The organism is Nocardia sp. N2S4-5, from assembly GCF_044628355.1.
GTDB lineage: Bacteria > Actinomycetota > Actinomycetes > Mycobacteriales > Mycobacteriaceae > Nocardia > Nocardia wallacei_B.
Genome location: NZ_JBIUPM010000001.1, coordinates 77,840 through 91,001, shown reverse-complemented (window position 1 = coordinate 91,001; position 13,162 = coordinate 77,840). Strand labels below are relative to the sequence as shown.

Here is a 13,162-nt window from a genome sequence, read left to right as displayed (position 1 = left end):
TCGAAAGGGTCGCTCCGCGATGGCGCGGCCGATGTCACGAGAGGCGCCGGTGACGAGCGCGATCCCCCAACGACTTCGGTCCACACCGGTGTATCCCGATTCGGCCCGTCCGATACACAGTGCGTTGTGGGACAAGCGCGCGACAACGACGCATGCCGAGTCGGGTTGCCGACTACTTGTCGCCGGGCTTCTTCCACAGCACGTAGCTGAAGTTGAACTGGGGGAAGTTACCGCCTCGCGCGGAGATGGTGTGGATGCGGCCGAAGCGGCCCTCGCTCGACCTCACGCAGTAGCGTGTCGCGGTCTCGAAGCTGCCTGCGTCGATGAGTTCGGTCTTCGCGTATTCCACGTCGGGGAGTTGGCGGCAGTCGTGCAATGTCGGCGACTCGGGACCGGACCAGCGTGCGACTTGGGTGCCGTTGTTGGCGCCGAGGCCGGCCTCCTGTGCCACCAGGTCCGAACCTTCGGCGATACCGTTCTCCGTCTTGTTCTTGTCGAGATTGAAGGAGTCACCACCGAGATTGGTGTACGCGGTGATCGAGATGGTGCCCGTCTGGAAGGAAGCACCGGTCGGCTCGCCGGGCCACGGCTGTTCGGATGGTCCCGCGGATGCGCTCGGAGGCACCGCGTGCCCGGAGCCTCCGGCCCCTGCCGTGGTGCTCGAGGTCGTCGGCGGCGTCGGGTCGTTCGAACCGGCCCCGCATTGTGCGACCGCGATCAGGATGGAGATCGGAATCGCGACGACCGTAGCGATGCCGCTGATCTTCTGCCAATCCGCCATGGATCCTCCCCCGTCCGCCGCACCGCTCCCACGCGGCCGTCGTGAACACAGTAGACGCCGACACCTCCGGCCTGCACGAGTTCCGGACGGTAACGACTCGGCCCGAGCTCATGACGTGTGGTCCCGGACGAGTTGGGTTAGGCGCTCCCAGGCCGGGGATGTGGCTCCGGGCTGGGATTGTGCGACGAACTGGGCGGCGGACGGGTTATGCACGGGGTCGGTCTCGGATCGGTTGTGGTGGTTGGCGAACCAGTGTCGGATGCGGTCCGCGAGGGCGGGGAGGCGCGGGTCGTTCGGTGACCACTCGTAGGCGGTGTCTTGTTCCCGGTAGATGGCACGGAACTCGGGATCGGTGATGAGGTCGCGCTTTTCGGCGATCCAGAGGGCGGCGTCCCGACATGGCGAGGAGGGTGGTATCGCCGAACGGATACAGCACCCAGCCCAAGCCCATCGGCGGGACGTTCGGGCTGGCCGTGTCGAAGGAGGTAGGCGAGACCTGCTCGCGGATCCGACCTTCGACGGTGTGCAGTGGCTTGTTGTTCACGCGAACCATCGTCGAACCTTGCCCTCGGGGCAAGGTCAAGCCGGACACGGAGAAAGCCAGGAAGCACTAGGGTCACGGCGCCGAAAATGCCAGCCGGGAGCTACCTCTCCGCCCGGTACCGCACCAGGCTGAACACCGTGCCGGTGGTACGTCAGACCCGTGTCAGGCCGGTGTCAGCGGGGCTGGCGACGGTATCCGTGTGGACAGCATGGCAATTGCGGCTTCCGGGCCGCGGGAGACGTATGGGGACATGGCGGTCCTCGATGGCATCGCCGCGACGTTCGGGGCCGACTACTACCCGATGCCGGGCGCGGAATGGCTCGACCGCGTGCGGCGGTATCTGGGCAGTGAACACGTTGTCGCCCAATTGATCCGCTTCGCCCTGGTCGGCGGTTTCGGCAACATTGCCTATGTCCTGCTGTTCATCGCCATGTCCGGGAGCGGTCCGCTGGTCGCCAATATCGCCGGCTCGATCGTGAGCACGGTGATCGCGAACGAATTGCACCGGCAGCTCACCTTCCGCGCAGCCGGGCGGGTCGGCTGGTTCACCGCACAGTGGGAAGGCGGCGGGTTGGCGCTGATCGGCCTGCTGATCAGCACGGCGGCGCTGGCCGGCCTCGAATTCTGGGCGCCCGGCCTCGGCGAGATCGCACAGGCGGGAGCGGTCGTCGGTGTCATGGCGATGGTCGGCGGTCTGCGCTTCCTGGTGCTCCGCGGCTTCGTCTTCCGAAAGACCGAGACGTCTCGGATCTGCCCCAGTGCCCCGCCGCGGGAGAGCTTGCACCTCCACTATTCAGTGTTACTATCTACCGGTAGTCAGCGTCGCCGAGTAGCAAGGAGGTGGTTCGTGGGCAAGCAGATGACAGAGATGCTCAAGGGCACGCTCGAGGGCATCGTCCTGGCGGTCTTGGCGGGGCGGTCGGCGTACGGCTACGAGATCACGGCGTGGCTGCGAGAGCAGGGCTTCTCCGACATTGCCGAGGGCACCATCTACGCCCTGCTGGTCAGGATCGAGAAAAGGGAACTGGTCGACGTGGAGAAGGTCCCGTCGGAAAAGGGCCCGCCGCGCAAGGTGTATTCCCTCAACGCACAGGGGCGGCAATACCTCGACGAGTTCTGGAAGACGTGGCGCTTCCTGTCCGAACGGCTCGAACAACTCCACGAAACAGGAGGCAGATAATCGTGTTCATCGAAAAAGTGATCGGCGACCTCGGCGACAAGAAGCGGTGGCGGCAGTACCAGGCACGCAAGAAACAGCTGCCGGCGGCCTATCGCACGGCGGTGGACGGGTTCGAGCGGTACCTGATGGTCCTCGGCCCCGGCGGCGGCACAGCGATTTTCGTGGATCTCATCGATTTGTTCGAGCAGAGCGCAGCGGATCGCACCCCTGTTCGCGATGTCGTCGGCGACGACCCGGTGGAGTTCATCGAAGCGTTCGCCCGCAACTACCAAGAGGACTCGTGGAAGAACCGCGAACGGACACGGCTGATCGACGCCATCGAGCGCGCCGCCGGCGAAGACACCGGACAGGGACGGTAGCTCGATGACGACACAGCAAGCTCCGGCAATTCATGTGCAGGGTCTGGAGAAGTCCTACAAAGAACTGCATGTCCTGCGGGGCGTGGACTTCGACGTCGCGCGGGGTAGCATTTTTGCCTTGCTCGGCTCGAACGGAGCGGGCAAAACCACGGTCGTGCGAATATTGTCAACGCTGCTGAAGGCGGATGCGGGCACGGCTGCCGTCAATGGCTTCGACGTCGCCACACAGGCGGCCGACGCACGCGAGTCCTTCAGCCTCACAGGACAATTCGCCGCCGTCGACGAAATCCTCAGCGGGCGCGAAAATCTCGTGCTCATCGCCCACCTACGGCGCCAGAAGAACCCCGGCAAGGTCGCCGACGACCTACTCGAGCGATTCTCGCTGACCGACGCGGCCGCCCGGCGAGTCTCGACCTATTCCGGTGGCATGCGCCGCCGCCTCGACATCGCCATGAGCCTGATCGGGAATCCGCCGGTCATCTTCCTCGACGAGCCCACCACCGGGCTCGACCCCCAGGCGCGCATCGAGGTGTGGCAGACCGTCAAGGCACTCGCCGCACGCGGCACCACGGTACTGCTCACGACGCAGTATCTCGACGAGGCCGAACAACTCGCCGACCGGATCGCGATCCTGCACAAGGGGCGGATTCTCGTGAACGGCACCCTCGCCGAACTCAAGCAACTTCTTCCGCCCGCCGAAGTCGAATACGTCGAGAAACAACCCACTCTCGAAGACGTCTTTCTCGCCCTGGTCGGCGAGGACGACAACGGTGACATCGCAGCGTCGGCACAGACCGGTAAGGACCAATGATGACCACGCATTTCCTCGGCGACACCGGCTACCTGCTGGGCCGATCCCTGCGCCACATCCTGCGTAGCCCGGACACCATCATCACGACCGCGATCACGCCGGTCGCCATGATGCTGCTGTTCGTCTATGTATTCGGCGGCGCGATCGACACCGGGTCGGATTCGTATGTGACCTACCTGCTGCCCGGCATTCTGCTCATCACGATCGCCTCGGGCATCTCCTACACCGCATATCGGCTGTTCCTGGATATGAAGAACGGCATTGTCGAGCGATTCCAGTCCATGCCGATCACACGGTCGTCCATCTTGTGGGCACACGTGCTGACCTCACTGGTCGCCAATCTGATCTCGCTCGTGGTCGTCATGGGCGTCGGCCTGCTCATGGGCTTCCGCTCCGGCGCCGGCGTGTCGGCGTGGCTCGCGGTCGCCGGCATCCTGTTCCTGTTCACCCTGGCGCTGACCTGGCTCGCCGTCATCCCCGGCCTCACCGCGAAGACCGTCGACGGCGCGGGCGGATTCTCCTACCCGCTCATCTTCCTGCCGTTCATCAGCTCCGCGTTCGTGCCGACCGATTCCATGCCCGGCCCCGTGCGCGCATTCGCCGAACACCAGCCGGTGACCTCCATCGTCAACACCCTCCGCGACCTGTTCGCGCAGCAGCCGGTCGGCAACGACATCTGGATCGCCCTGGGCTGGTGTGCCGGAATCCTCGTCGTCGCCTACCTGTTCGCCACGTCCATCTATCGCCGCAAGATGGCCTGACCACCACCCACCGTCCCGTAACTGCGCCGTGGTCGAGCCGGAGAAACGAGGAACACCGATGGCCGAGCAACACTTCGGCGACACCGCGTTCCTCCTGCATCGCTCCGTACGCCACCTCACCTGCCACCTGAACGCCGTCCTCACGACCGTGACCCTGCCGATCGGCTTCTGCTCGAAAGCTGTTGTGTCGCAGGCACTCGAGCGCTCCGCTCACCTCCGCGGCCACCGGCCGGCATGAACCGAGAACGCGCCTCCCGACCGACCGTCACCTCGCTCGCGGCGGCGATCGTGACCGGCGCCCAGTGGCGGGGTTCGCGGCGACTCACGCGCGGACTACTCGACCGAGGAAACGCCGCCGGACCGCAGGGACACTCGATAACGAGGGCCGGGCCTGCCTCCCGGTGATGGTTCAGCGCGGCAGGCCGGTCGGCTGCTGTGGTGTGCTGGTGGTCCGGCCGGCAGGGGCGGGCGCTCGTTGACCGGCGGGCGGATGGTCGGTGGCCATACCATCGGGCGATGTCTTCTTCACCGCCGTCCTCGGGCGATCTCGATCGCACGGATTCCGTGTCGCCTCGGTTCAATGTCCCTACCGCGCGGGCGATTGTCGATTGCGCGGTCTACGTCCAGGGTCGACGGTTGCCCGGCCGGTACACCCACGAGTCCGCGCTGGCCGAGGTGCGGGCCCGCGGTGAGGGTTTCGTGTGGGTGGGGTTGCATGATCCCGATCCCGAGCAGATGGCCGATATCGCAGCGACTTTCGCGCTGCATCCGCTGGCGGTGGAGGACGCGGTCACGGGCCGGCAGCGTCCCAAACTCGACAGGTACGACGACACCCTGGTCCTGGTGATGCGGACCGTCGCTTACGTCGAACACGAATTGCACACTGTCAGCGAGATCGTGGTGACGGGAGAGATGCTCGTGTTCGCCGCGCCGGATTTCCTGGTCGCGGTCCGCCACGGTGAGCATTCCGGTCTGGCGGGACTGCGCCGGGAACTCGAGGCCGACCCCGTGCGGCTGGCGCTGGGGCCGGCGGCGGTATTGCACGGGATAGCCGACTTCGTCGTGGACTCCTATCTCGACGTCGCGCAATCGGTCGGAGACGACATCGACCAGATGGAAGAGGCCGTCTTCTCGCCCGGTCGCCCGATGGCGATCGAACCCATCTACCAACTCAAACGCGAGGTAGTGGAGATGCGGCGCGCGGTCGTGCCGCTCGGCGTCCCGCTGCAGACCCTGGCCAAACCGGATGCCCCACTGAGCAAGGAGATTCGCCGCTACTTCCGTGACGTCGCCGACCACCACACGGTCGTGGCCGAACGCATCCACGACTTCGACGAGACGTTGAGCGCACTGGTCAGCGCCGCACTGGGCAAGGTCGCGGTGCAGCAGAACACCGACATGCGCAAGATCTCCGCGATGGTCGCGATCGCCGCCGTGCCCACCATGATCGCGGGCATCTACGGAATGAACTTCGACCACATGCCCGAATTGCGGCAGGTCTGGGGATATCCACTGGTACTGGCGATCATGGTGACGATCTGCACCGGCTTGGTCGTCGCGTTCCGCCGCAACCACTGGCTCTGAGCGCGCCGGTAGGCCCCGGACTGCCCGCCTGCGCCCTTACCGATCGCCACCGGAGTTCAGATGTCGGGACGACTCAGCGTAGCGACGCAGGATGTGCCGCTCCCGAAAGGCGGTGATCGGCCGATACCGGCTGGGCCCGCAGGAGATGCGCGCCCAGCGCGAGCAGATCAGCGTCGGCGGGCGGACCGGATACCTGTGGCGCCAGCCGCAGGCGTGCGAGGTCGCCGCCCCGTCAGGTGACAGCGACTTCATCACCTGGACAGTCGACACGACCGCGGCGCCGGCGAGAGATGTGTGCGCACTCGCACACTCGCTGAGACGACATTGACGAAGAGGTAACAGTGATGCGGCACAATCGGTTTCGGGCGCTGCCCGCAGCTGTGGTACTGGCGGTCGGTGTGCTGGCAGCGTGCTCGTCCGGCGACCGGTCCGAGGCGGCGCCGGACCCGGCGGAGGCGAGCGGATTGGCCGGGTGCGGTCCGCTGACGGATAAGGACATCGCCGTGACCGCAGGACTGGACGGTGTGCGCGCGCAGGCCGCGCCCACAGTGTGTTCCTGGGTGGGAGTGACCGCGGCCGGTGACAGCGTCGATGTCTCCTACAGCTGGTTCCGGATGAACTCGCTGATGTTCGACCGGCAGATCGCCGTGCAGTTGGGGTACCGCACCGAGACCTTCGTGAGCGAGAGCTTCGGCGGGTTCGAGTGGCACGATCCCCGTGACGCGGCGTCGTGCGGGGCGTCGGCGGCCGACTCGGGCACGGTGACCTGGTGGGTGCGGCTGCGGGCCCCGGCTCCACAGCCGGATCCGTGTGAAGCGGCCCGACAGCTGATCTTCGAAACCGTCCAGCTCGACGGGTAACCGGCGCGTGGCCGGTCTGGGGTCGGGACTCACCACTCGCTCGCCGAACAGGACGCCACGACGCGAGTTGCCTTGTCCGCCAGCTGTAAACAGGGCGTCAATACCGGCATCGGTGACTGGAGGAATCCGTTAAAACCCGCCGCCGGGTACCGCTTGGGCGGGAAGCGGCAGTTCATTTCGTTATGTTGAGCCTGCTCAACGTCGAGAACACACAGGCGGAGAACGCGATTCGCGGCCATCGGAGGGCGGCCGAAGAGTCCCGTCGGCGCACATTCTGTGCGTGATTCGCATCCACGGATGGCAGCGGTTGCCTGCCGGGCCCGAGGCTGCGTTCTCGACGCACGATCAGGAACAGGAAGTTATGAACACGATGGTCCGCGCGCTCAGCGTGGTAGTGACGATGGCAAGCGCCGTGGGTTTCGGAGCCACCGCGGCCGTAGCCGCCCCGGCGGCACCGGAAAGCCGCACGCTGAGGACGGAGATCATGCCGGGCGTGCTCTACACCAGCGACACAGGCGACCAGTCCGTGGTTATCGAGACCGGCACGGCCAGCCTCATCACCCAGGGCGGACAGTTCCAGGTGCGGGATGCCGCCGGCAGGGCGGTGGCCGGCGTCGCGAAATTCGCGGTCGATCCGAAGGCCCTGGCAGCCGCGGCGGCTCCGGAGAACGTGCGGGACGCGGTGCGGGAAGCGACCCCGAGTCTGCGCCTCGACCACATCGATGGTGACCCCCGGACCGAGCGATTCGACGCGGCGATTCAGGCCGCTGTCAACGAGTTCGGCCTGGCGAGCGGAGTCGGAACCATGACCGGTGGTCTCATCGGCGCCGCCGTCGGTTGCGGTGTCGGTGCCGTGGCGGGTGCGATCTTCGGCGCGCCCGTCCTCGATGCCGGCGGGCTGACCCTCCTCGCCGGCTGTCTCGCCGGCGCGGGAGTCCTCGGCGGTCTGGGCGCGATCCTCGGCGCAGCAGTGGTCGGAGTCCCGGTGGGTATCGCGTCCGCGATCAAGTTCCAGCACACCATGAACCAGCCGTACGACTAGAGAGCAGCGGCGCGCTCGGCGCAGCGACCAGGCCGAGCGACGCCGCTCTCACGACACTGCCCGCGGGGCGGCTTCTGCTCGAAAGCCGTTGTGTCGCAGGCACTCAAGCGCTCAACCACCCAGCGGCCACCGGTCGGCCTGACCGGGAACGGGGCCTGCCCGGCCGGAGGGCACGCAGGCAACCGGCAGGTCGCCGACATCATCGACGCGCGCCCACCGCGACCCGATGGTGCGCTGCGGCGCGTTAGGCTGCGGGCCGGCAATCGAGGAGCTGATCGATGGACACTCAATCCGATACCGCGACACCGAATCACACCGCCGACGGCCGGGGGGCGGTCCGGACCGCGGTCGTGGTCGGTGCGCTGGGTGTGGTGTTCGGTGATATCGGTACCAGCCCGATCTACACCCTGCAGACGGTGTTCAACCCCGACGATCCGCACCCGGTGCCCATCGGCACCGACAACCTGTACGGCGTGGTATCGCTGATCTTCTGGTCGGTGATGATCATCGTCACCCTCACCTACGTCACGCTGGTGATGCGGGCCGACAACGACGGCGAGGGCGGGATCATGGCCCTGATCACCCTGCTGCGCCGCCTCGGCGGAGCGCGGGGGCGCCGCACCACCGTAGTGCTGGCCGGGCTGGGCATCTTCGGCGCCGCACTGTTCTTCGGCGACAGCATGATCACTCCCGCGATCTCGGTACTGTCCGCGGTGGAAGGCATGAAGGTCGTCGAACCGGGCCTGGAACGACTGATCGTGCCGATCACGGTGGTGATCATCGTGGCGTTGTTCGCGGTGCAGCGCCGCGGCACTGCGGCGGTCGGCCGATTGTTCGGGCCGGTGATGATCGCCTGGTTCGTCACGATCGGCGCCTGCGGAATCGCCGGCATCACACGGCATCCCGAGATCTTGAAGGCCCTGTCGCCCACCTACGCGTTGAGCTTCCTGGCCGGGCACTTCGGTATCGCGTTCTTCGCGCTGGCCGCGATCGTGCTCTCGGTCACCGGCGCCGAAGCCCTCTACGCCGACATGGGCCACTTCGGTCGACGCGCGATCACCCGCGGCTGGCTCGGCCTGGTGCTCCCGGCCTGCACCCTGAGCTACCTCGGCCAGGGCGCGCTGCTGCTCGGCGACGACGACGCAGCGGCCAGCCCGTTCTTCCTGCTCGCCCCGGGCTGGGCGCGGCTGCCGCTGGTGATACTCGCGACCGCGGCCACCGTGATCGCCTCACAGGCGGTCATCACCGGCGCCTACTCGGTGGCCGCCCAAGCAGCCCAGCTCGGGTACCTGCCGAGGCTGCGGGTGACACACACCTCCGAATCGACCATCGGGCAGATCTACGTGCCATGGATCAACTGGACACTCATGGTGTCGGTGATCACCCTGGTCTTCGCGTTCCGCAGCTCAGCGGCCCTGGCATTCGCGTTCGGCATGGCGGTAGTCGCCACGATCACCATCACCACGCTGCTGTTCTTCTACATCGCCCACACCACATGGCGGACCCCGCTCTGGCTGATCCTGCTCGGCGCCGTCCCACTGCTCACCGTCGACCTGCTGTTCCTGGCCGCGAACATGACCAAACTCGTCCACGGCGCGTGGCTGCCGCTGCTGATCGGGATCACCGCCTTCACCGCCATGACCACCTGGCAGCGCGGCCGCGACATCGTCACCCACGCCCGTGAGGCAAAAGAAGGATCACTGCGCACCTTCATCGACCAACTACACGACCACCAGCCACCACTGCGGCGCATCCCCGGCACCGCCGTATTCCTCAACCGCGGCAAGGAAACCGCGCCCCTGGCGATGCGAGCCAACGTCGAACACAACCACGTCCTGCATGACCACGTGGTGATCATGTCGATCGTGACGCTCCCGGTGCCGCGAGTACCCGACACCGACCGCACCGAAGTCGACGCACTCGGCTGGGCCGAAGACCGCATCATCCACGTCTCCGCACACTTCGGCTACATGGAAACCCCGAACATCCCCGACACCCTGCGCCGGCTCGACCCCGCACACACCGAGGGCCCCATCGACATCGACAACGCCTCCTACTTCCTATCCAAGATCGAACTGAAGAAGGGCCCCGCACCGACCATGGCGCCCTGGCGCAAACGCCTGTTCATCGCCACCTCCTACATCACCGCCGACGCCGCCGAATACTTCGGACTACCCGGCGAACGCACCGTGATCATGGGCGCCCGCGTCGATGTGTAGAAAAGCCGACCCGGACACCGTCTCCACGCGGTCCCGCCGCACGGACAGTTCATGCATTGCTGAATACACGTGACTGAATTATCTGGATTGTGGAAGCCGTAATGCAGCGCGACGCGCTGGCTCCGCGGCTTCGAGCCGCTCATGGACCAGGGCTTGGATCGGCCAGGTGACGCAGGAGCGCCCGGGTGCAGGGCAGCTCGAGCACAGTGTGTCGCGGTATCGCGGCGGATCACCTCATCGCGCTGGTCAACGCGGTTCGTGCGTGCTCGCGCAACCAGATGTGTGCGGGGTCGGTGTCGTAGCGCTGATGCCATGACATGTACACCGCTGCCGGCGGCAACTGCAACGGCAACGCCAACAGGACCAGGCCGAGGTCCGCGGCGCCTGTGCGCGCGGTGGATTGTGGGATGGTCACGACGAGGTCGGAGTCTCGCACGAATTCCAGGGCGGCTTGTTCAGTGGGCGCGCTCGCTACCACGTGGCGGGCGAGCGCGAGGCGGGCGAGCGCGTCGTCGAGAAGGTTGCTCAGGCGCCCGCGCCGCGAGACCGTGATGTGCTCGGCCGCCGCATACCGCTCGGGGGTGAGGGTCTCGACCTCGGTGAGCGGGTGCCCGTGGCGCACGGCGATCACATGCTGAGTCTCGGCGATGCGATCCGCGCGGATCTCGGGGGCGGATGGGCAGTCGGCGTCTGCGGCGAGATCGAGTTGCCCGCGCCGTAGCTCGGGGGTGTCGATGCTGGATTCGGCGATGAAACGCAGCCGGACCCCGGGTGCCTGCTCGCGCACGACCGCGAGCAGGCGGGGGCCGCTCAGGGCCACCAAAGCGTCGTGCCAGCGCAAGGTGAATGTGCGTTCGAGTGTGGCGAGGTCGAGTTCGCGATTGGGCGCCAGAACGCCTCGAGCCTGTCCCAGCAGATCGTGGACCTGTTCGCGCACTGACAGCGCGTAGGGCGTGGGAGTCATCGTCCGTCCGGTGCGGACCAGGATCTGATCCCCGGTCGTGCGCCGGATCCTGCCCAAACTTCGGCTCATCGCCGGGGCGGTGACATGCAAGCGCTCCGCCGCACCTGCCACGCTGCCTTCCTCCAAGAGTGCGTCGAGCGCTGTGAGCAGGTTCAGATCCAATTGCATGACAGTCATCTTAAACGTGCCTTACATGCACTTGATGTTAACGATCGTGGGTTATACGGTCGAGAACATCACCGCTGCTCAGACAAGGACCACCTCCATGCCCGAGTCGATAACCGACACCTTCGCCACCGCCGCCGACCCTGCCTCCTCCACCGCCGCGCTGCTCGCACAGACCGAGGCCGCGGTCCGCGCGGCGAGCGCGCCGTTGCGTGAACGATTCGGCGAGGTCACCCTGTCCCGGACGCGTGGAGAGTTGATGGCGGCACTTGGCGCCAATGACGATGTGGTCCTGGACATCCTGCGCCCGCGGCTGCACACGTTGCGCCCACACGCCGGCTGGGTGGAGCAGGAACAGGAACTCGACGGTGGCGCGCTGCCCCGGGGTGAATGGTGGGTGGTGGATCCGGCCGAGGGCAACGTCAATCACCTGCGTGCGCTGCCGGAGTGGGCGGTGACCGCCACCCTGGTTCGCGACAACGCGCCGGTGCTCACCGTGGTCCACCTGCCGTTGACCGGCCAGACCTACACTGCGCTCGCCGGTGGCGGTGCCTACCTCGATGGTCGCCGCCTGCAGGTGTCGGGGGCCACCGACCTCGGCTTGAGCATCGTGGCCACGAGCCAGGCCCGTCCGGACGAGCCGGAGCGCCTGGTGCGGCGCGTCGGTGCCTCGATCACCGAGATGTTTCTCGACGCGCTCGTGGTGCGCACGGCGGTGCCCGCGACTCTGCATCTGGCGAATGTGGCCGCCGGGCGGATCGAGGCGTTCTGGCAGTTCGCCGGGGCTCGCGCGGACCTGCTGCCCGGAGCGCTGCTGGTCGCCGAGGCCGGCGGACAGATCTCCACCACCGACGGCAGCCCCTGGACCCCCGACAGCGACAGTTTCCTGGCCGCCGCCCCCGGCGTCCACGCCGCCGCGACAGCCACGCTCTCGCGCTGACCCCACCGACCACAACAGCACAGAAGGACTTTCACGATGAGCACCATCGCTGTTCTCGGACGCGGCCGTGTCGGCAACGCCCTGGCCACCGCACTGACCCACGCCGGACACGAGGTGCGCGTGGCAGACAGCTCACCCGGCGCCGCGGCCGCGGCGACCGCGACGGCGCAGATCGTCGTCAATGCCACCCCGGGCGCCGGCTCGCTCGAGCGGCTGACCACACTCGGCGAGCGATTGCGCGCCAAGATTCTGATCGATATCGCCAACGCGACCGTCGACGGCCCCGACGGGCTGCCCGCCGGCCTGCTCTACCCCGGCTCGAGCCTCGCCGAGCAGCTGCAGGATGCCCTGCCCGACACGCACGTGGTCAAAACGCTCAACACGATGCTCTACACGGTGATGACCGCGCCCAGCATCCTCACTCGAGCCCCGACGGTATTTCTCTCCGGCGACGACGCGCAGGCCAAACAGGTCGTGGCCGGGCTTCTGACCGACCTGGGCTGGCACCAAGAGTGGATCACCGACCTCGGCGGGATCGAGACCGCGCGCGCCACCGAAGCCGCGATCCTGTTCGTCCCGCACGTGATCCGATCACGCGGCTTCGCACCCTTCGCCATCTCGATCGTTCACTGACCAAGCCGGTTCGGGCGCTCGCCGGCTACAGCGCTCCGCTACTCGTTGCGGTGACAGTCAGGTGGTGTCGAAATCTCGCCGTCGGCTCCGACCCTGGACGGCTACTGCCGCAAGGGGATCGGCGAGGTGGGTCACCGGTACCCCGATCTGCCGATAGCTACGCGGGTGGCGCCCCCTGCGTGAGTGGCTGGGCGAGGGGCACGTATTTCGGGTGTTTGTCGGCCGCGGTCGACCGGAGATTTCGAGGTAGCGGCCGAAGAGGTTGTAGCCGTCGAAGCGTCGGTCGCTGCACCGGATCCGGTGCAGCTGTTTCGCCTGG

The 13,162-nt window shown here is 66.9% G+C and carries 14 protein-coding genes and 1 pseudogene; 13 read left to right on the top strand and 2 right to left on the bottom strand.

Features of this window, described 5'->3' with window-relative positions:
* Positions 1 to 172: 172 nt before the first annotated feature.
* Positions 173 to 781, bottom strand: a complete 609-nt coding sequence (locus tag ACFMRZ_RS00485; RefSeq protein ID WP_400177405.1) for a hypothetical protein — start codon at positions 779 to 781, stop codon at positions 173 to 175.
* A 752-nt stretch (positions 782 to 1,533) separates the two neighbouring features.
* Here ACFMRZ_RS00485 and ACFMRZ_RS00480 point away from each other — a divergent pair.
* From ACFMRZ_RS00480 to ACFMRZ_RS00430, 11 genes and pseudogenes are all read left to right on the top strand, one after another.
* A pseudogene (locus ACFMRZ_RS00480) lies at positions 1,534 to 2,040 on the top strand (GtrA family protein); the annotation flags it as partial.
* A 132-nt stretch (positions 2,041 to 2,172) separates the two neighbouring features.
* On the top strand, positions 2,173 to 2,505 hold the full coding sequence (locus ACFMRZ_RS00475) for a PadR family transcriptional regulator (RefSeq protein WP_400182738.1): 333 nt from the start codon (positions 2,173 to 2,175) through the stop codon (positions 2,503 to 2,505).
* Positions 2,506 to 2,507: 2 nt separating this feature from the next.
* Positions 2,508 to 2,864 carry a DUF1048 domain-containing protein gene (locus ACFMRZ_RS00470; protein WP_280364931.1) on the top strand — a complete coding sequence of 119 codons (357 nt, stop codon included), beginning with the start codon at positions 2,508 to 2,510 and terminating at the stop codon, positions 2,862 to 2,864.
* A gap of 4 nt (positions 2,865 to 2,868) precedes the next feature.
* Positions 2,869 to 3,675 carry an ABC transporter ATP-binding protein gene (locus ACFMRZ_RS00465; RefSeq protein WP_400177404.1) on the top strand — a complete coding sequence of 269 codons (807 nt, stop codon included), beginning with the start codon at positions 2,869 to 2,871 and terminating at the stop codon, positions 3,673 to 3,675.
* A complete protein-coding gene (locus tag ACFMRZ_RS00460; protein ID WP_400177403.1) occupies positions 3,675 to 4,436 on the top strand; it encodes an ABC transporter permease in 762 nt (253 codons plus the stop codon). The genes ACFMRZ_RS00465 and ACFMRZ_RS00460 overlap by 1 nt, the downstream gene beginning before the upstream one ends.
* A gap of 58 nt (positions 4,437 to 4,494) precedes the next feature.
* Positions 4,495 to 4,674: a hypothetical protein gene (locus tag ACFMRZ_RS00455; protein ID WP_400177402.1), complete on the top strand. Its 180-nt coding sequence runs from the start codon at positions 4,495 to 4,497 to the stop codon at positions 4,672 to 4,674.
* A 278-nt stretch (positions 4,675 to 4,952) separates the two neighbouring features.
* Positions 4,953 to 6,020, top strand: coding sequence for a magnesium and cobalt transport protein CorA (locus ACFMRZ_RS00450; RefSeq protein WP_400177401.1), 1,068 nt, complete (start codon positions 4,953 to 4,955; stop codon positions 6,018 to 6,020).
* Positions 6,021 to 6,111: 91 nt separating this feature from the next.
* Complete coding sequence (locus ACFMRZ_RS00445; RefSeq protein ID WP_400177400.1) at positions 6,112 to 6,348, top strand: hypothetical protein; 237 nt, start codon at positions 6,112 to 6,114, stop codon at positions 6,346 to 6,348.
* A 16-nt stretch (positions 6,349 to 6,364) separates the two neighbouring features.
* The gene (locus tag ACFMRZ_RS00440; protein WP_400177399.1) at positions 6,365 to 6,880 is read left to right on the top strand and encodes a DUF3558 domain-containing protein; all 516 of its coding nucleotides are present in this window, start codon (positions 6,365 to 6,367) and stop codon (positions 6,878 to 6,880) included.
* 361 nt (positions 6,881 to 7,241) lie between these two features.
* Positions 7,242 to 7,922 carry a hypothetical protein gene (locus ACFMRZ_RS00435; RefSeq protein ID WP_400177398.1) on the top strand — a complete coding sequence of 227 codons (681 nt, stop codon included), beginning with the start codon at positions 7,242 to 7,244 and terminating at the stop codon, positions 7,920 to 7,922.
* 278 nt (positions 7,923 to 8,200) lie between these two features.
* Positions 8,201 to 10,141 (top strand): potassium transporter Kup, encoded by a 1,941-nt coding sequence (locus tag ACFMRZ_RS00430; protein ID WP_400177397.1) that lies wholly within the window; start codon positions 8,201 to 8,203, stop codon positions 10,139 to 10,141.
* Between the two features lie 229 nt (positions 10,142 to 10,370).
* Here the strand turns inward: ACFMRZ_RS00430 and ACFMRZ_RS00425 are convergent, their stop codons facing one another.
* On the bottom strand, positions 10,371 to 11,273 hold the full coding sequence (locus ACFMRZ_RS00425; RefSeq protein WP_400177396.1) for a LysR family transcriptional regulator: 903 nt from the start codon (positions 11,271 to 11,273) through the stop codon (positions 10,371 to 10,373).
* A 97-nt stretch (positions 11,274 to 11,370) separates the two neighbouring features.
* Here ACFMRZ_RS00425 and ACFMRZ_RS00420 point away from each other — a divergent pair, with 97 nt between their 5' ends.
* Together ACFMRZ_RS00420 and ACFMRZ_RS00415 are read left to right on the top strand one after the other, a co-directional pair.
* Entirely contained in the window at positions 11,371 to 12,210 is an 840-nt protein-coding gene (locus tag ACFMRZ_RS00420; RefSeq protein WP_400177395.1) for an inositol monophosphatase family protein, read from the top strand.
* A 36-nt stretch (positions 12,211 to 12,246) separates the two neighbouring features.
* Positions 12,247 to 12,843 carry an NADPH-dependent F420 reductase gene (locus ACFMRZ_RS00415; RefSeq protein ID WP_400177394.1) on the top strand — a complete coding sequence of 199 codons (597 nt, stop codon included), beginning with the start codon at positions 12,247 to 12,249 and terminating at the stop codon, positions 12,841 to 12,843.
* The last annotated feature ends 319 nt before the right edge of the window (positions 12,844 to 13,162 follow it).

What these genes read in the sequence shown, in the direction of transcription:
- ACFMRZ_RS00425 (WP_400177396.1), bottom strand. Translation starts at nt 11,273, where the DNA reads ATGCAATTGGATCTGAACCTGCTCACAGCGCTCGACGCACTCTTGGAG.
- ACFMRZ_RS00455 (WP_400177402.1), top strand. Translation starts at nt 4,495, where the DNA reads ATGGCCGAGCAACACTTCGGCGACACCGCGTTCCTCCTGCATCGCTCC.
- ACFMRZ_RS00420 (WP_400177395.1), top strand. Translation starts at nt 11,371, where the DNA reads ATGCCCGAGTCGATAACCGACACCTTCGCCACCGCCGCCGACCCTGCC.
- ACFMRZ_RS00485 (WP_400177405.1), bottom strand. Translation starts at nt 781, where the DNA reads ATGGCGGATTGGCAGAAGATCAGCGGCATCGCTACGGTCGTCGCGATT.
- ACFMRZ_RS00460 (WP_400177403.1), top strand. Translation starts at nt 3,675, where the DNA reads ATGACCACGCATTTCCTCGGCGACACCGGCTACCTGCTGGGCCGATCC.
- ACFMRZ_RS00440 (WP_400177399.1), top strand. Translation starts at nt 6,365, where the DNA reads ATGCGGCACAATCGGTTTCGGGCGCTGCCCGCAGCTGTGGTACTGGCG.
- ACFMRZ_RS00415 (WP_400177394.1), top strand. Translation starts at nt 12,247, where the DNA reads ATGAGCACCATCGCTGTTCTCGGACGCGGCCGTGTCGGCAACGCCCTG.
- ACFMRZ_RS00465 (WP_400177404.1), top strand. Translation starts at nt 2,869, where the DNA reads ATGACGACACAGCAAGCTCCGGCAATTCATGTGCAGGGTCTGGAGAAG.
- ACFMRZ_RS00450 (WP_400177401.1), top strand. Translation starts at nt 4,953, where the DNA reads ATGTCTTCTTCACCGCCGTCCTCGGGCGATCTCGATCGCACGGATTCC.
- ACFMRZ_RS00430 (WP_400177397.1), top strand. Translation starts at nt 8,201, where the DNA reads ATGGACACTCAATCCGATACCGCGACACCGAATCACACCGCCGACGGC.
- ACFMRZ_RS00435 (WP_400177398.1), top strand. Translation starts at nt 7,242, where the DNA reads ATGAACACGATGGTCCGCGCGCTCAGCGTGGTAGTGACGATGGCAAGC.
- ACFMRZ_RS00445 (WP_400177400.1), top strand. Translation starts at nt 6,112, where the DNA reads ATGTGCCGCTCCCGAAAGGCGGTGATCGGCCGATACCGGCTGGGCCCG.